Here is a 17,732-nt window from a genome sequence, read left to right as displayed (position 1 = left end):
ACAATCACCGTGATTTCTTAACATCCCCGCCTCTGGAATTCAGGTGCGAGCCACCTGCTCATTCATTTCAAGGCCACGGAGGCTGTTATGCTCAGTATCTTCAAACCTGCGCCCCACAGGGCGCGTCTGCCAGAGGCAGAAATAGATCCGCTCTATCGCCGTCTGCGTTGGCAAATCTTCCTGGGGATCTTCTTCGGGTACGCGGCGTACTACCTTGTACGTAAAAACTTCGCGCTCGCCATGCCGTATCTGGTGGAGCAGGGCTTTTCCCGCGGCGATCTGGGGTTCGCGCTGTCGGGGATCTCCATCGCCTACGGTTTTTCCAAATTCATCATGGGCTCCGTGTCGGATCGCTCGAATCCGCGCGTGTTCCTGCCCGCCGGTCTGATCCTGGCGGCCGCGGTGATGCTGTTCATGGGCTTTGTGCCGTGGGCAACCTCCAGCATTGCCATCATGTTCGTGCTGCTGTTCCTCTGCGGCTGGTTCCAGGGGATGGGGTGGCCGCCGTGCGGACGCACCATGGTGCACTGGTGGTCGCAGAAGGAGCGCGGCGGCATCGTGTCGGTGTGGAACTGTGCCCATAACGTGGGTGGCGGTATTCCGCCGCTGCTGTTCCTGCTGGGGATGGCCTGGTTCAACGACTGGCACGCTGCGCTGTATATGCCTGCCTTTGGCGCCATCGTGGTGGCGATTTTCGCTTTCGCGCTGATGCGTGATACGCCGCAGTCCTGCGGCCTGCCGCCGATTGAAGAGTACAAAAACGACTATCCGGATGATTACAGCAAGGAGCACGAAGAGGAGCTGACCGCAAAACAGATCTTCATGAAGTACGTCCTGCCGAACAAGCTGCTGTGGTACATCGCGGTGGCGAACGTGTTCGTTTACCTGCTGCGCTACGGCATCCTCGACTGGTCGCCAACCTACCTGAAAGAGGTAAAGCACTTTGCGCTGGATAAATCGTCCTGGGCCTATTTCCTGTATGAATATGCCGGGATCCCGGGCACGCTGCTTTGTGGCTGGATGTCGGACAAGGTGTTTAAGGGTAACCGCGGTGCGACGGGCGTCTTCTTTATGACCCTGGTGACCATCGCGACCGTTGTTTACTGGCTCAACCCGCCGGGCAACCCATCAGTAGACATGGCCTGCATGATCGTCATCGGCTTCCTGATTTATGGTCCGGTAATGCTGATCGGTCTGCATGCGCTGGAGCTGGCACCGAAAAAAGCGGCAGGCACGGCGGCAGGCTTTACCGGCCTGTTCGGTTACCTCGGCGGTTCGGTCGCGGCGAGCGCCATTGTGGGCTACACCGTTGACTTCTTCGGCTGGGACGGCGGCTTTATGGTGATGATCGGCGGTAGCGTGCTGGCGGTACTGCTGCTGATTGTTGTGATGATCGGTGAGAAACGTCACCACGCGGAAGTGCTGGCACGTCGTCAATAAGGAGCTTTACGATGAAATTAACTCAGTTAGCGACAGGCCTGCTGCTGGCGGGCCTGATGACAGGCTCCGCGCTGGCGGCGGATAAAATCGTTATTGCCCACCGTGGCGCGAGTGGCTATCTGCCGGAGCATACGCTGCCGGCGAAAGCGATGGCCTATGCGCAGGGCGCGGATTACCTCGAGCAGGATCTGGTGATGACGAAGGACGACCAGCTGGTTGTCCTGCATGACCACTATCTGGACCGCGTGACGGACGTGGCGGAGCGTTTCCCGGACCGCGCGCGAAAAGATGGCCGCTACTACGCCATTGATTTCACCCTGGCGGAGATCCGTTCCCTGAAGTTTACCGAAGGCTTCGAGATTGAAAACGGCAAGAAAGTGCAGGTCTATCCGGGACGTTTCCCGATGGGCAAATCTGACTTCCGCATTCATACCTTCCAGGAAGAGATTGAGTTTGTTCAGGGGCTGAACCACTCAACCGGTAAAAATATCGGTATCTACCCGGAGATCAAAGCGCCGTGGTTCCACCATCAGGAAGGAAAAGACATTGCCGCAAAGACGCTGGAGGTGCTGAAGCAGTACGGCTACACCAGCAAGAAGGACAAAGTCTACCTGCAGTGTTTTGATGCCGCCGAGCTGAAGCGCATCAAAACCGAGCTGGAGCCGAAGATGGGCATGAACCTCAACCTGGTGCAGCTGATTGCCTACACTGACTGGAATGAAACCCAGGAGAAACAGCCGGACGGGAAGTGGGTTAACTACAACTACGACTGGATGTTTAAGCCGGGCGCGATGAAGCAGATTGCGCAGTACGCCGACGGCATCGGGCCGGATTATCACATGCTGGTGGCGGAAGGCTCCACGCCGGGCCACGTGAAGCTGACGGCGATGGTGAAAGAAGCACATGCCAGCAAGATGCAGGTGCATCCGTACACGGTGCGTGCAGACCAGTTGCCGGAGTATGCCACGGACGTGAATCAGCTTTATGAGATGTTGTATAATCAGGCGGGCGTGGACGGACTGTTTACGGATTTCCCTGATAAAGCGGTGACGTTCTTAAAATAGAAAAAGGGCCGTAAGGCCCTTTTTTACATCTCGATCTCAATATCGCCTTTTGCCCGGCAGCAGCAGGGCAAAATTTCCCCTTCGTTGATAAAGGCCAGCGGCTCGGTCAGCCAGTCCACCTGGCCGGCGACCAGACGGCAGCGGCAGGAGCCGCAGTAGCCGGAACGACACTGGTACTCTACTTCTACCTGATGCGCCTCAAGCGCCACCAGCAGAGAAGGGTGCTCCTCCCGACACAGTACCTCAGTGCCGGAAAGACTTAACGTGACGCGTGACATCAGAGCTGGAAATTGCTCAGGTCGTCGGTGTTGACTTCAGAATCAATCTGACCGACCAGATAAGAGCTGACTTCCACTTCCTGCGGCGCAACCTGCACGTTATCGGACACCAGCCAGGTGTTGATCCACGGGATTGGGTTAGAGCGCGTCTGGAACGGCAGGTCGAGACCGACGGCCTGCATGCGGATGTTGGTGATGTACTCAACGTACTGGCACAGGATGTCTTTGTTCAGACCAATCATGGAGCCGTCGCGGAACAGGTAATCTGCCCACTCTTTCTCCTGCTGAGCCGCCAGTACGAACAGGTCGTAGCACTCCTGCTTGCACTCTTCGGCGATTTCCGCCATCTCCGGATCGTCCGTACCGCTGCGCAGCAGGTTCAGCATGTGCTGGGTACCTGTCAGGTGCAGGGCTTCATCGCGGGCAATCAGACGGATGATTTTGGCGTTGCCTTCCATCAGCTTGCGCTCGGCAAAGGCGAAGGAGCAGGCGAAGCTGACGTAGAAGCGGATCGCTTCCAGCGCGTTAACGCTCATCAGGCACAGATACAGCTGCTTTTTCAGCGCGCGCAGGTTCACGGTAATGGTTTTACCGTTCACGTTGTGGGTGCCTTCGCCCAGCAGATGCCAGTAGCTGGTCATCTCGATCAGTTCGTCGTAGTAATGGGCAATGCCTTCCGCGCGCTTCTGGATCTGCTCGTTGGTGACGATATCGTCAAACACCACCGCCGGATCGTTCACGATGTTGCGGATGATGTGGGTGTAAGAGCGGGAGTGGATCGTCTCGGAGAACGCCCAGGTTTCCACCCAGGTTTCCAGCTCTGGAATGGAGATCAGCGGCAGCAGCGCCACGTTCGGGCTACGGCCCTGAATAGAGTCCAGCAGCGTCTGGTACTTCAGGTTGCTGATGAAGATATGCTTTTCGTGATCCGGCAGCGACTGGTAGTCAATACGGTCGCGGGAGACATCCACTTCTTCCGGGCGCCAGAAGAAGGAGAGTTGCTTTTCAATCAGCTTTTCGAAGATGTCATATTTTTGCTGATCGTAGCGTGCCACGTTGACCGGCTGGCCGAAGAACATCGGCTCTTTGAGCTGGTCGTTTTTCGTCTGTGAAAAGGTGGTATATGCCATGAGTGTGTCCTAAAAACGTAGGCCGGGTAAGCGTAGCGCCACCCGGCATTTACATTAGATCTTACATGCGCCGCTTTCGCAGCCATCGTCCTGAATTGACGGAACCAGGTCGTCCTGCGCGTCTTCCGCACCGTCACGGGTGTTGTGATAGTACAGCGTTTTCACGCCAAACTTGTAGGCGGTGAGCAGGTCTTTCAGCAATTGCTGCATCGGAACCTTGCCTGACGGGAAGCGCGTCGGGTCATAGTTGGTATTGGCAGAGATCGACTGGTCGATAAACTTCTGCATGATACCCACCAGCTGCAGGTAGCCGTCGTTGTTTGGCATTTCCCACAGCAGCTCGTAGTTGTTGCCCAGCGTTTCGTAGTCCGGTACGACCTGACGCAGCACGCCGTCTTTCGACGCTTTGATGCTGACGTGGCCGCGCGGCGGTTCGATACCGTTGGTGGCGTTAGAGATCTGCGAAGAGGTCTCGGACGGCATCAGAGCTGAGAGCGTGGAGTTACGCAGGCCGTGCGTTTTAATGGACTCGCGCAGGCCTTCCCAGTCGAGATGCAGCGGCTCGCTGACGATCGCATCCAGGTCTTTTTTGTAGGTGTCGATCGGCAGAATGCCTTTCGCATAGGTGGTTTCGTTGAACCACGGGCACGCGCCTTGCTCTTTCGCCAGCTCGTTAGAGGCTTTCATCAGGTAGTACTGAATGGCTTCAAACGTCTGGTGCGTCAGGTTGTTAGCGCTGCCGTCGGAGTAACGCTTGCCGTTTTTCGCCAGCCAGTAGGCGAAGTTGATCACGCCGATACCCAGGGTACGGCGGCCCATCGCACCGCGTTTCGCTGCCGGGATTGGGTAATCCTGGTAGTCCAGCAGGGCGTCGAGGGCACGAACCGCCAGCACGGCCAGCTCTTCCAGCTCGTCCAGGCTTTTAATCGCGCCCAGGTTGAACGCGGACAGCGTACACAGCGCGATTTCGCCGTTTTCGTCGTTCACGTCTTCCAGCGGTTTGGTCGGCAGAGCGATCTCCAGGCACAGGTTAGACTGGCGCACTGGTGCAACAACCGGGTCAAACGGGCTGTGGGTGTTGCAGTGGTCAACGTTCTGGATGTAGATACGGCCGGTAGAGGCACGTTCCTGCATCATCAGGGAGAACAGGTCTACCGCCTTCACGCGCTGCTTGCGGATGCTGTCGTCTTTTTCATATTTGGTGTACAGACGCTCGAACTCGTCCTGATCGGCGAAGAACGCGTCATACAGGCCTGGAACGTCGGACGGGCTGAACAGGGTGATGTCTTCACCTTTCAGCAGACGGGTGTACATCAGCTTGTTGATCTGCACGCCGTAGTCCATGTGACGCACGCGGTTGCCTTCGACACCACGGTTGTTTTTCAGAACCAGCAGGCTCTCCACTTCCAGGTGCCACATCGGGTAGAACAGGGTCGCAGCACCGCCGCGCACGCCGCCCTGAGAGCAGGATTTTACTGCCGTCTGGAAGTGCTTATAGAACGGGATACAGCCGGTGTGGAACGCTTCACCGCCGCGAATCGGGCTGCCCAGCGCACGGATGCGGCCGGCGTTGATGCCGATACCTGCACGCTGGGAAACGTATTTCACAATGGCGCTGGAGGTGGCGTTGATGGAATCCAGGCTGTCACCACACTCGATCAGGACGCAGGAGCTGAACTGACGGGTAGGGGTGCGCACGCCAGACATGATTGGCGTCGGCAGAGAAATTTTGAACGTTGATACCGCATCGTAGAAACGCTTCACGTAATCCAGACGGGTATCACGCGGGTAGTTAGAGAACAGGCAGGCGGCCACCAGAATGTAGAGGAACTGGGCGCTTTCGTAGATCTCACCGGTTACGCGGTTCTGAACCAGGTATTTGCCTTCGAGCTGCTTCACCGCCGCGTAGGAGAAGTTCATGTCGCGCCAGTGATCGATAAACCCGTTCATCTGCTCGAACTCTTCTTCCGTATAGTCTTCCAGCAGATGCGTGTCGTATTTGCCCAGCTCAACCATTTTCACCACGTGATCGTAAAGCTTCGGCGGCTCAAACTGGCCGTAGGCTTTTTTACGCAGGTGGAAAATCGCCAGACGTGCAGCGAGGTACTGATAATCCGGTGCTTCGCGGGAGATGAGGTCTGCCGCCGCTTTGATGATGGTTTCGTGGATATCAGACGTTTTGATGCCGTCGTAGAACTGAATATGAGAACGCAGTTCAACCTGGGAGATAGATACGTTGTTCAGTCCTTCTGCTGCCCAGTCGAGAACTCGATGGATTTTGTCCAGATTGATACGCTCGGTAGTACCGTCGCGCTTTGTCACCAGCAGACTCTGATTCATGTGGGTTTTACCTGTCCGTGAAATAAAAAATATCCCCCGCTTATCCACAGATCCGTCTTGTGACTAACTCTGTGGATAAATACTACATATAGGGGGTTTGCGATAAGAAAAACGCTATATGGTGAGTATTCTAGTATCGAATCTTTTCAGCACAAGGGTTGATTTTGACGTTAAATTGAGGTTGTGAAAGGGTAAAAAAGGCTAAGTCCTCGTACCGTAAGGCCTGGAAGACATGTCAATAATTAAGAAAAAAAATTCAAAATTTGATCGAGTGCTGATTTCTTCAACGAGAGGTCAGAATTGCGCAACATGATGTCGCGCAATCTTTATAAGAATAACGAATGACGTTAGTCGTTTTTGGCGGTTGTGTGCAACATATAGTTAACATCAACGCCCGGTGCGAGTTTGAATTTATTGGTCAGCGGATTGTAGTGCAGGCCGATGATGTGCTGCTCTTTGAGCCACGTCTGATCAACCCAGCTTAACAGCTCTGCAGGCTTTATGAATTTCTTCACGTCGTGGGTCCCTTTCGGCACCATGCGCAGCACATACTCCGCGCCGACAACGGCCATCAGCCAGGCTTTAGCATTGCGGTTGAGGGTTGAGAAGAAGACCTGGCCGCCCGGTTTTACCAGTTTTGCACAGGCGTGCACCACCGACTGCGGATCGGGAACGTGCTCCAGCATCTCCATGCAGGTCACCACATCGTACTGATGGGCGTGTTTTGCCGCGTGCTCTTCTACGGTTTCCTGCACGTATTCCACCTGTATACCGGACTCCAGCGCATGAAGACGGGCCACCTGCAGCGGTTCAAAGCCCATATCCAGGCCCGTAACATTCGCCCCTTCGCGCGCCATGCTCTCAGCCAGGATGCCGCCGCCGCAGCCGACGTCGAGCACTTTCTTACCGAACAGACCGCCGGAACGCTCCGCGATATAGCCCAGACGCAGCGGGTTAATACGGTGCAGCGGTTTGAACTCACCTTCGAGATCCCACCAGCGGGACGCCACCGCTTCAAATTTGGCAATCTCTTCGTGGTCAACGTTGTGAACCACCGGGGATTTTTCGGCATTCATGGGCGCTTTTACTCCTTATTTAGCAAGACGAATGAGTATATCAGGCAATCCCCGTGAATAAAGCGTATAGGTTTACCTCAATCACCTCGGCTGTGTTATAATTTGCGACCTTTGAATCCGGGATACAGTAGAGGGATAGCGGTTAGATGAGCGACCTTGCGAGAGAAATTACACCGGTTAACATCGAGGAAGAGCTGAAGAGCTCCTATCTGGACTATGCGATGTCGGTCATTGTTGGCCGTGCGCTGCCGGACGTCCGCGATGGCCTTAAGCCGGTACACCGTCGCGTACTATACGCCATGAACGTATTGGGCAATGACTGGAATAAAGCCTATAAAAAATCTGCCCGCGTCGTCGGTGACGTCATCGGTAAATATCATCCGCATGGTGATACTGCCGTTTATGACACCATCGTTCGTATGGCGCAGCCATTCTCCTTGCGCTACATGCTGGTAGATGGCCAGGGTAACTTTGGTTCAGTCGACGGCGACTCCGCTGCGGCGATGCGTTATACGGAAATCCGTATGTCGAAAATCGCTCATGAGCTGATGGCCGACCTGGAAAAAGAGACCGTTGATTTCGTCGATAACTACGACGGCACCGAGCGCATCCCAGATGTGATGCCCACCAAGATCCCGAACCTGTTGGTTAACGGTTCGTCCGGTATCGCGGTCGGTATGGCAACCAACATTCCGCCGCACAATATCACCGAGGTGATCAACGGCTGCCTGGCCTATATCGACGATGAAGACATCAGCATTGAAGGGCTGATGGAACACATCCCGGGCCCGGACTTCCCGACGGCGGCGATCATCAACGGTCGTCGCGGTATTGAAGAAGCGTACCGCACCGGTCGCGGCAAGATTTACATCCGTGCCCGCGCCGAAGTGGAAGCGGACGCTAAAACCGGCCGTGAAACCATCATTGTTCACGAGATCCCGTATCAGGTGAACAAAGCGCGTCTGATTGAAAAAATCGCCGAGCTGGTAAAAGAAAAACGCGTTGAAGGCATCAGCGCGCTGCGTGACGAGTCTGACAAAGACGGTATGCGCATCGTGATTGAGATTAAACGCGACGCGGTGGGTGAGGTTGTGCTGAACAACCTGTACTCCCAGACTCAGCTTCAGGTCTCCTTCGGTATCAACATGGTTGCACTGCACCATGGTCAGCCGAAGATCATGAACCTGAAAGAGATCCTGAGCGCGTTCGTGCGTCACCGCCGTGAAGTGGTGACCCGCCGTACCATCTTCGAACTGCGCAAAGCGCGCGACCGTGCGCACATCCTTGAAGCGCTGGCGGTTGCGCTGGCCAACATCGACCCGATCATCGAACTGATCCGTCGTGCGCCAACCCCGGCGGAAGCGAAAGCTGCCCTGATTTCCCGTCCGTGGGATCTGGGTAACGTCGCCGCGATGCTGGAACGTGCGGGCGATGACGCAGCGCGTCCTGAGTGGCTGGAACCTGAATTCGGCGTGCGTGACGGTCAGTATTACCTGACTGAACAGCAGGCCCAGGCGATTCTGGATCTGCGTCTGCAGAAACTGACCGGCCTTGAGCATGAAAAACTGCTCGACGAATACAAAGAGCTGCTGGAACAGATTGCTGAGCTGCTGCACATCCTGGGCAGCGCAGAGCGTCTGATGGAAGTGATCCGTGAAGAGCTGGAGCTGGTCCGCGATCAGTTCGGCGACGAGCGCCGCACCGAAATCACCGCGAACAGCTCTGATATCAACATTGAAGATCTGATCAACCGCGAAGACGTGGTGGTCACCCTGTCTCACCAGGGCTATGTGAAGTATCAGCCGCTGACCGACTACGAAGCACAGCGTCGTGGCGGTAAAGGCAAGTCTGCGGCACGTATTAAAGAAGAAGACTTTATTGACCGCCTGCTGGTGGCTAACACCCATGACACGATCCTTTGCTTCTCCAGCCGCGGTCGTCTGTACTGGATGAAAGTCTATCAGCTGCCGGAAGCGAGCCGTGGCGCACGTGGTCGTCCAATCGTTAACCTGCTGCCGCTGGAAGCGGACGAACGTATCACCGCCATCCTGCCGGTACGCGAGTACGAAGAGGGCGTGAACGTCTTTATGGCGACCGCCAGCGGTACCGTGAAGAAAACCGCGCTGACCGAGTTCAGCCGTCCGCGTTCTGCCGGTATTATCGCCGTGAACCTGAACGAAGGCGACGAGCTGATCGGTGTGGATCTGACCTCCGGTTCTGATGAAGTGATGCTGTTCTCTGCGGCCGGTAAAGTGGTGCGCTTTAAAGAGAACGCCGTCCGTGCGATGGGTCGTACCGCGACGGGCGTGCGTGGTATCAAGCTGGCTGGCGAAGACAGCGTGGTTTCTCTGATTATTCCGCGCGGTGAAGGGGCTATCCTGACCGTAACGCAGAATGGTTACGGTAAACGTACGGCGGAAGGGGAATACCCAACCAAGTCTCGCGGCACGCAGGGCGTTATCTCTATCAAAGTTACCGAGCGCAACGGTTCCGTTGTGGGCGCGGTGCAGGTGGACGATGCGGACCAGATCATGATGATCACCGATGCCGGTACGCTGGTGCGTACCCGCGTGTCTGAGATCAGCGTGGTAGGGCGTAATACCCAGGGCGTAATCCTCATCCGTACAGCGGAAGATGAGAACGTGGTGGGTCTGCAGCGCGTTGCTGAGCCGGTGGATGACGAAGAGCTCGACTCCATCGACGGTAGCGTTGCGGAAGGCGATGATGATATCGCGCCGGAAGTCGACACTGACGATGACGCAGCGGATGATGCTGACGAGTAATGTCTTCTGATGCAAAAAAGGGCCGGATTCCGGCCCTTTTCTTTTGCACAAGCAGATAAGTCAACGTTGCGACCTGGCGCGTTTACCGCTACCTTAACCACATTCTTTTGACCCCGACGGCGGAGCCTCGCCCCCTTGAAATACCTCGTCTCCTTTCGTACTACGCTGAAAGTCTCTCGCTATCTGTTTCGGGCGCTGGCGCTCTTGCTTTGGCTGCTGGTGGCCCTGTTCTCGGTGTTTTACATCGTTAACGCGCTGCACCAGAAAGAAGCGGAGATCCGCCAGGAGTTTAACTTAAGCTCCGACCAGGCCCAGCGTTACATTCAGCGAACGTCTGACGTGATGAAGGAGCTGAAGTATATTGCCGAAAATCGTCTGACGGCGGAAAACGGCATCCTTGCACTTCGCGGGCGTGATGACAAAACCGAAGTTCCGGACTTCCAGCCGCTGTTCCCGGACTCCGATTGCTCCACCATGAGCAATTCCTGGCGCGGGTCGCTGGAATCCCTTGCCTGGTTTATGCGCTACTGGCGCGACAATTTCTCCGCCGCCTATGACCTGAACCGCGTCTTCCTGATTGGCAGCGAGAATCTCTGCATGGCTGACTTTGGCCTGCGCGACGTGCCCGTTGAGCGTGACGATGCGCTGAAAAGCCTGCATGAACGTATTGTGAAATACCGCAATGCGCCGCAGGACGAACGCGGCAATAACATCTTCTGGGTGAGCCAGGGCCCGCGTCCGGGCGTGGGCTATTTCTACGCTCTGACGCCGGTGTATCTCGGCAATCGCCTGCAGGCGCTGCTGGGGATTGAGCAGACCATTCGCATGGAAAACTTCTTCACCCCGGGCAGCCTGCCCATGGGGGTGACCATTCTGGATGAAAACGGTCATCAGCTGATCTCGCTTGCCGGGCCCGATAACCGGCTTAACGTCGAACCCCACTGGATGCAGGAGCGGTCGTGGTTTGGCTATACCTCGGGTTTCCGCGAACTGGTGCTGAAGAAGAGCCTGCCGCCTTCCTCGCTGAGTATCGTCTATTCGCTGCCGGTGGACATGGTGCTTGAGCGGATACGCATTCTCATCATGAATGCCATTCTGCTGAACCTGATCGCGGGTGGGGCGCTGTTCACCCTGGCGCGCATGTATGAGCGAAAAATCTTTATTCCCGCCGAGAGCGACGCCCAGCGGCTGGAGGAACACGAGCAGTTTAACCGGAAGATTGTCGCTTCGGCGCCGGTGGGGATCTGTATTCTGCGTACCCAGGACGGTACCAACATCCTGAGTAACGAACTGGCACATAACTACCTGAATATGCTGACGCATGAGGACCGGCAGAGGCTGACGCAGATTATCTGCGGCCAGCAGGTTAACTTTGTCGACGTGCTCACCAGCACGCACACCAACCTGCAGATTAGCTTTGTCCATTCCCGCTATCGCAATGAAAACGTGGCGATTTGCGTGCTGGTGGATGTCTCCGCGCGCGTGAAAATGGAAGAGTCGTTGCAGGAGATGGCGCAGGCGGCAGAGCAGGCCAGCCAGTCGAAATCCATGTTCCTTGCGACCGTCAGCCACGAGCTGCGAACGCCGCTGTACGGGATCATCGGTAACCTCGACCTGCTGCAGACGAAAGAGCTGCCGAAAGGGGTCGACAGGCTGGTGACGGCGATGAACAACTCCTCCAGCCTGCTGCTGAAAATCATCAGCGATATTCTCGACTTCTCTAAAATTGAGTCTGAGCAGCTGAAAATCGAGCCGCGGGAGTTCTCGCCGCGCGAGGTCATGAACCATATCAGCGCCAACTATCTGCCACTGGTCGTGCGTAAACAGCTGGGGCTCTACTGCTTTATTGAGCCGGATGTGCCGCTGACGCTGCACGGCGATCCGATGCGCCTGCAGCAGGTCATCTCTAACCTGCTCAGCAACGCCATAAAATTCACCGATACCGGCTGTATTGTGCTGCACGTCTGTCGGGCGGGGGATTACCTGAGCATTCGCGTGCGCGACACGGGTGTCGGCATCCCGGCGAAAGAAGTGGTTCGTCTGTTCGATCCGTTCTTCCAGGTCGGTACCGGCGTGCAGCGTAACTTCCAGGGAACCGGACTGGGGCTGGCGATTTGTGAGAAGCTCGTCAGCATGATGGACGGTGATATCTCGGTGGATACCGAGCCCGGCATGGGCAGCCAGTTCACCATCCGCATTCCGCTCTATTCGGCGCAGTATCCGGCAAAATCCACGGTAGACGGGCTGAGCGATAAGCGCTGCTGGCTGGCGGTGCATAACGCCTCGCTGAATGACTACCTGACGGCGCTGCTTGCCCACAGCGGCGTGAGGGTGTGCCGCTATGAAGGTCAAACGCCGGACGTGGACGATGTGCTGATCGCCGACGAGATGCCGGATCAGCCGTGGCAGGGAAGAGGGTCGGTGCTCTTCTGTCGTCGCCACATCGGCATTCCTGTCGAGCGTGCGCCTGGGGAATGGGTACACAGTGTCGCAACCCCGCACGAGCTGTTGAGCCTGCTGGCGCGCATCTACAAAGTGGAGCTGGAAGAGCGCGACGGCGCGGGCGGATTGCCGTCACCCGAGTCTCTGGCGTCAGTGAATGACGATATGATGATTCTGGTGGTGGATGACCATCCGATTAACCGCCGCCTGCTGGCTGACCAGCTTGGATCGCTGGGCTACCAGTGCAAAACGGCCAATGACGGTGTGGATGCGCTGAATGTGCTGAGTAAAAATCATATTGATATCGTACTTAGCGACGTCAACATGCCAAACATGGACGGCTACCGTCTGACGCAGCGCATCCGACAGTTGGGCCTGACGCTGCCGGTGGTGGGCGTAACGGCGAACGCGCTGGCGGAAGAGAAGCAGCGCTGTCTGGAGTCAGGCATGGACAGCTGTCTGTCGAAACCGGTGACGCTGGACGTGCTGAAGCAGACATTGTCGATTTACGCGGAGCGCGTGAGAAAAACAAGAATATAAAAAAGGCCCGCAAGGGCCTTTTAAGCTTTTCACCCTCTCCCGGTGGGAGAGGGGCGGGGTGAGGGCATCAGGCCGCACACCCGTTGAGATCAATCCTTGTCCGTTGCGCTCAGCGTGACGGAGGAGAGATAGTTCAGCAGTGCAATATCGTTGTCCACGCCCAGTTTCATCATCGCTGATTTCTTCTGGCTGCTGATGGTTTTAATGCTGCGGTTCAGCTTCTTGGCGATCTCGGTCACCAGGAAACCTTCGGCGAACAGGCGCAGAACTTCACTCTCTTTCGGCGACAGGCGTTTGTCACCGTAGCCACCCGCGCTGATTTTTTCCAGCAGACGAGAGACGCTCTCAGGCGTGAACTTCTTGCCTTTCTGCAGCGCAGCAAGCGCTTTTGGCAGATCGGTCGGTGCGCCCTGTTTCAGCACAATCCCTTCGATGTCCAGATCCAGTACCGCGCTCAGGATCGCCGGGTTGTTGTTCATGGTCAGAACAATGATCGAGATATCCGGGAAGTGACGTTTAATATATTTGATGAGCGTGATCCCATCACCGTACTTGTCTCCAGGCATGGAGAGATCGGTAATGAGCACGTGTGCATCAAGCTTTGGGAGATTATTGATCAGTGCTGTAGAGTCTTCAAATTCACCGACTACATTCACCCACTCGATCTGTTCAAGTGATTTGCGAATACCGAACAGTACAATCGGATGGTCATCGGCAATAATTACGTTCATATTGTTCATGTATAAGGCTACCTTGCTACAGCAAGCTTTTGACGTAGGCGTCAATGTCGCTGATGTATTTTTCAATGCCAGAGGCATCTTTCTCACGAATTAGATGTTCCAGCGTTTCACATAACTGCTTGCCGGGAACCAGATTAAGCATGGCAAACACCCCTTTAAGCCGGTGTGCTGTCTGTGCCAGCGCTGCAAAATCATTCGCAGCGGACTCAGTATACAACCGCTTAACATCATCTGGTACTGTATCAACAAAGAGTGAATAGTATCCGCTGGCGTGAAGCTCGGCATTTTCATTGCCGCCTAACGGGGATTCCGCTATCTCTTCCTGCGCCAGCTGCTCTTCTATTAGTTGTAGTACAGCTTCCTGCATCGCATTGCTTATATTAAAGTTGACGCGCAGCTGGCCAGGGCCGATTTTCCGCACGCCTGACTCATCATCGCTTAAAAGCAAGCCGGAGGCAGTAAGATTAGACGGATTATCAGTTAAAAACAGATCAAATTCTTGACTTGCAAGTCTTTCATCCGGCGTGATGCAGGCCGCACCCCAGTTTTCTAACTGGCGAACGACAATATTGCGGATCTCGTTCGAGGTCACATCGACCATCACCACGACATCATCCAGCAGACGTTCTTCATCTTCTTCCTGCGGATTGGCCGCCATTTTCACGTGCAGAGAATAACGGGTGCCGAGGGATTCACGGGCTTTGATATTCAGATGGCCGCCGAGCTTACGCGCCAGCTGATCGCACAGCCAGAAGGTCAGGGCATTGGCCTTGCCGTAGCGATCGCTTTGCGTGTCATTCAGGAACGGGAAGTGCAGATTATCAATTTCACTCGTGGTGACGCCTTCCCCGGTGTCCAGGATGCGGAACGTCAGGCGGTCTTCTGCTGACTCCTCAGTGCCAACTTCGAGGGTGATCTTGCCAATCTGCGTGGTGGTCACGGCGTACTGAATAATCATCAGCAGAATACGCCGCAGCGCTTCACGATCGCCGTGGCGTTCGTCATTCGCAGGGAGATTGTTATTGATCAGCAGCTGCAAACCTTTGCGCTTAATGACGGGCAGCACTTCCGGCACCACTTCATCGATCAGTTCCTGAATGGAGAAGAGGGTTGGGGTTCCCTTCCAGAAATCATTCTCCAGCATGTTCGCCAGCTGGATCTCATCAACCATTCTGACCAGCGAATCGGCCTGGCAGGCAAGCTGGTGGCTTTCAGCGGTGTTTAACGCCGCCGCCTGGGTTGCCAGCGTTTTTAACGGCTGCTTGAAGGCATCGCCAATGTTCTGCATGAATGCGGCGCGCCCCTGCTGGTTTTTCTCATACAGTCTTTGTGCCTGCTTGAGCTTTTTATTGACCAGCACTTCGCGATCCTGGTCGCGAATAATGAAGATTTGCGTGCGGGGAGCCACCTGGCTGCGGAACTGACGGATTTCGTACAGTTCATTGTTGATGGTGGCCTGAATCACCCCCTGATGCTGATCCGCCATGGTGGTGATGTTCTGCAGGTTAAGATGCGGCAGCAGATGGTCGGCAATTTTGTTGCTCATCACTGTACGATTCGCCTCCTGGTCGTGAACTAAGACCCCAAGCGGCAGCACGGAAACAATCTCTTCATTCAATGCACGCAATACGCGCAGCTCATTGCTGGTGCCGGCCGGAACCGCAGAGGCGTCGCTCTGACGCCCCGTCTGGAAACGGAAGGTGCTGTAGCCAAACAGCGCCAGCGCCAGCAGACCGATATTTAACAGCAGAGGCAGCAGGATATTTTGCAGGGTATCGAGCAACAGCGTGCCAAACGGCACCTGCCACACCAGACGCATACCGGTCGAATTCAGCGATGAGGCAATTTCGATTTTCGAGCCGTTAAAGGAGATCGATACGCTCTCTGCGGCCTCTTTGTCAGACGCCGCCCGCATGTTCTGGGTGCTGCTGTCGGGCTCCAGACGGAAGCTGTCGAGCGGCATGTCCGGCGGGATTAAATCATTAATCGGTAAATCGAAGGCCACCACCGTCGCCAGGTGTCCTGGCTGGTTGAACGTAGTGCGCAGGGTAAAATAATGACCGTTTTGCCAGGCCAGACGACGCAGGGAAGAGAAGCTCTCACGTTCATCGAGGGCATTCGCCTGCTGCAGCATCTCTGCCCGGCGGGAATCGACGATGCTGCCCACGGTGGTCTCTTTAAATCCGGAAGAGAGATCTTTTAACGGCAGCGTGGAGATCAGGATCATGCTGTTGTCCTGACCGTTCAGATAGTACATCGACCATGGCACCGTTTCGGCACCCCAGAGAGTATCCAGATAGGTCGAAATACGCTGCGTCATCTCAAGCGTCGCGCTGTCGTGAGAGCCAAAAATAAGCGCCTCGGTCTTACGCTGCGGTTTTTCGAGATAGTAGACATCCTGCTTAAGCCGTGTCTCCTGAAGTCCATCTCCGGCCGAGGAGGCCGGGGCGGCCGCGATATTGTCGTAAATCTGCCAGGTGGCGTAGCGCCAGGTATCGATGCGCTTATGCACGGCGTGGGTGATATCGACGACCTGATAGCTCTTATCCTTCAGCCAGGCGTTAACCGCGCTTTGTACCATCACCCCCATGGTCACTAACAGCACAACGATCAGAAGAAGAAAGAAACGGGTGATGCTCCCGGGAAGGAGGGAAAATTTGCTCGGGGCGGTAGTTTCAGTCTGACTCATTGATATCTTTAACCCGTCATGGTCATGCTCTGTGGCGATAGGGCAGTATAAAGCGTAATAACTGAATTTCCAGCGCCACTGCCCGGGAAGAGTCGACTTTTTCAACGGACAATATCGGCGGCAGGTGGCGCACTAAACATGTACAAACACGCCGTGCGCGTACAAATAATAAGTGCGCTTAGCCAGCAAATAGCACGAATTAACAAGAAATTAAGTTTTACATCAATATTTCGCCAGCGAAGGATAGCAGTGAAGATTTAGTTAATAGTCGTTACAGTTTCGGTGCGGTAGCACAAAAAATGAGAAGTTACGTAAAGAAAGGTAAAAAAAAACCGAATGCGAAGCATTCGGCTCAATTAGGGATAAACAGACATTCAAAACTGAATGACGGTAATAAATAAAGTTAATGATGATAGCGAGAGATATTTTAGAGATTAGGCGCGATCTTGTTTTGTCATTCAGTGCTGTAACGATTTTTATTATAAGTGGTTGATTTTTATGTGTGTTATTTTTCTTTTGATTATAAATGCTAAATTTCTAAGCTATTTGTGCTTTGTAAAAGTTCCTTGATATTTACATTTTGAAACATGTTCATAGATAAATGAAACATCTTCAAAGTTTTCGTATCATATTCGCATTGGATTATTCTGTGATTTTGCGGAGAATGAAATTGCCGACTGGTTAATGAGGGTTAACCAGTAAGCAGTGGCAATTATAAGGCATATAACAGAGGGTTAATAAAATGAAAGTTAAAGTACTGTCCCTCCTGGTACCAGCACTCCTGGTGGCAGGCGCAGCAAATGCGGCCGAAATTTATAACAAAGATGGCAACAAATTAGATCTGTACGGTAAAGTTGATGGTCTGCACTATTTCTCTGACGACAAGGGTAACGACGGCGACAAGACCTACATGCGTCTTGGCTTCAAAGGCGAAACTCAGGTTAACGATCAACTGACCGGTTACGGCCAGTGGGAATACCAGATTCAGGGCAACACCACTGAAGGTGACAATCAGTCCTGGACGCGTGTGGCGTTCGCGGGTCTGAAATTCGCTGAGGCGGGTTCTTTCGATTACGGTCGTAACTACGGCGTAATCTACGACGTAACTTCCTGGACTGACGTTCTGCCAGAATTTGGCGGCGATACCTACGGCGCTGACAACTTCCTGCAGCAACGTGCTAACGGCGTCGCGACCTACCGTAACCAGGAC

General features: G+C 54.8%; 11 protein-coding genes. 5 read left to right on the top strand and 6 right to left on the bottom strand.

The window, feature by feature from the left end; genetic code table 11:
* The first annotated feature begins 87 nt into the window (after window positions 1-87).
* A complete protein-coding gene (gene glpT / locus AC0TOY_RS12600) occupies window positions 88-1,440 on the top strand; it encodes a glycerol-3-phosphate transporter (RefSeq protein ID WP_024908206.1) in 1,353 nt (450 codons plus the stop codon).
* A gap of 11 nt (window positions 1,441-1,451) precedes the next feature.
* A complete protein-coding gene (gene glpQ / locus AC0TOY_RS12595; RefSeq protein ID WP_473721909.1) occupies window positions 1,452-2,504 on the top strand; it encodes a glycerophosphodiester phosphodiesterase in 1,053 nt (350 codons plus the stop codon).
* A 23-nt stretch (window positions 2,505-2,527) separates the two neighbouring features.
* On the opposite strand, the gene yfaE is transcribed toward glpQ, so the two are convergent.
* The 4 genes from yfaE to ubiG all read right to left on the bottom strand — a co-directional run bounded on the left by yfaE (window position 2,528) and on the right by ubiG (window position 7,328).
* A complete protein-coding gene (gene yfaE, locus AC0TOY_RS12590) occupies window positions 2,528-2,782 on the bottom strand; it encodes a class I ribonucleotide reductase maintenance protein YfaE (protein WP_008500234.1) in 255 nt (84 codons plus the stop codon).
* Entirely contained in the window at window positions 2,782-3,912 is a 1,131-nt protein-coding gene (nrdB, locus tag AC0TOY_RS12585; protein WP_023312514.1) for a class Ia ribonucleoside-diphosphate reductase subunit beta, read from the bottom strand. The genes yfaE and nrdB overlap by 1 nt, the downstream gene beginning before the upstream one ends.
* 54 nt (window positions 3,913-3,966) lie before the next feature.
* On the bottom strand, window positions 3,967-6,252 hold the full coding sequence (nrdA, locus tag AC0TOY_RS12580) for a class 1a ribonucleoside-diphosphate reductase subunit alpha (RefSeq protein ID WP_032646595.1): 2,286 nt from the start codon (window positions 6,250-6,252) through the stop codon (window positions 3,967-3,969).
* A 347-nt stretch (window positions 6,253-6,599) separates the two neighbouring features.
* Entirely contained in the window at window positions 6,600-7,328 is a 729-nt protein-coding gene (gene ubiG / locus AC0TOY_RS12575) for a bifunctional 2-polyprenyl-6-hydroxyphenol methylase/3-demethylubiquinol 3-O-methyltransferase UbiG (protein WP_024908203.1), read from the bottom strand.
* Between the two features lie 146 nt (window positions 7,329-7,474).
* Between ubiG and gyrA the strand changes: the two genes are divergently transcribed.
* Together gyrA and rcsC are read left to right on the top strand one after the other, a co-directional pair.
* Complete coding sequence (gene gyrA, locus AC0TOY_RS12570) at window positions 7,475-10,111, top strand: DNA topoisomerase (ATP-hydrolyzing) subunit A (protein WP_024908202.1); 2,637 nt, start codon at window positions 7,475-7,477, stop codon at window positions 10,109-10,111.
* 135 nt (window positions 10,112-10,246) lie between these two features.
* Window positions 10,247-13,093 (top strand): two-component system sensor histidine kinase RcsC, encoded by a 2,847-nt coding sequence (rcsC, locus tag AC0TOY_RS12565; protein WP_061714731.1) that lies wholly within the window; start codon window positions 10,247-10,249, stop codon window positions 13,091-13,093.
* 89 nt (window positions 13,094-13,182) lie between these two features.
* Here the strand turns inward: rcsC and rcsB are convergent, their stop codons facing one another.
* Together rcsB and rcsD are read right to left on the bottom strand one after the other, a co-directional pair.
* Window positions 13,183-13,833 (bottom strand): response regulator transcription factor RcsB, encoded by a 651-nt coding sequence (rcsB, locus tag AC0TOY_RS12560; protein WP_003859405.1) that lies wholly within the window; start codon window positions 13,831-13,833, stop codon window positions 13,183-13,185.
* Window positions 13,834-13,849: 16 nt separating this feature from the next.
* Complete coding sequence (rcsD, locus tag AC0TOY_RS12555; RefSeq protein WP_473721908.1) at window positions 13,850-16,522, bottom strand: phosphotransferase RcsD; 2,673 nt, start codon at window positions 16,520-16,522, stop codon at window positions 13,850-13,852.
* A 742-nt stretch (window positions 16,523-17,264) separates the two neighbouring features.
* On the opposite strand from rcsD, the gene AC0TOY_RS12550 reads away from it, so the two are divergent.
* A partial coding sequence (locus AC0TOY_RS12550) for a porin (RefSeq protein ID WP_473713410.1) occupies window positions 17,265-17,732 on the top strand: 468 nt, incomplete at its 3' end.

The organism is Enterobacter sp. PL_is379 (genome assembly GCF_055817355.1).
Note: the sequence above shows the minus strand (reverse complement) of the source record. Positions and strands in the feature narration are given on the sequence as shown.

Coding starts and splice junctions, on each gene's coding strand:
- glpT (WP_024908206.1), top strand. CDS start 88: ATGCTCAGTATCTTCAAACCTGCGCCCCACAGGGCGCGTCTGCCAGAG.
- glpQ (WP_473721909.1), top strand. CDS start 1,452: ATGAAATTAACTCAGTTAGCGACAGGCCTGCTGCTGGCGGGCCTGATG.
- yfaE (WP_008500234.1), bottom strand. CDS start 2,782: ATGTCACGCGTCACGTTAAGTCTTTCCGGCACTGAGGTACTGTGTCGG.
- nrdB (WP_023312514.1), bottom strand. CDS start 3,912: ATGGCATATACCACCTTTTCACAGACGAAAAACGACCAGCTCAAAGAG.
- nrdA (WP_032646595.1), bottom strand. CDS start 6,252: ATGAATCAGAGTCTGCTGGTGACAAAGCGCGACGGTACTACCGAGCGT.
- ubiG (WP_024908203.1), bottom strand. CDS start 7,328: ATGAATGCCGAAAAATCCCCGGTGGTTCACAACGTTGACCACGAAGAG.
- gyrA (WP_024908202.1), top strand. CDS start 7,475: ATGAGCGACCTTGCGAGAGAAATTACACCGGTTAACATCGAGGAAGAG.
- rcsB (WP_003859405.1), bottom strand. CDS start 13,833: ATGAACAATATGAACGTAATTATTGCCGATGACCATCCGATTGTACTG.
- rcsD (WP_473721908.1), bottom strand. CDS start 16,522: ATGAGTCAGACTGAAACTACCGCCCCGAGCAAATTTTCCCTCCTTCCC.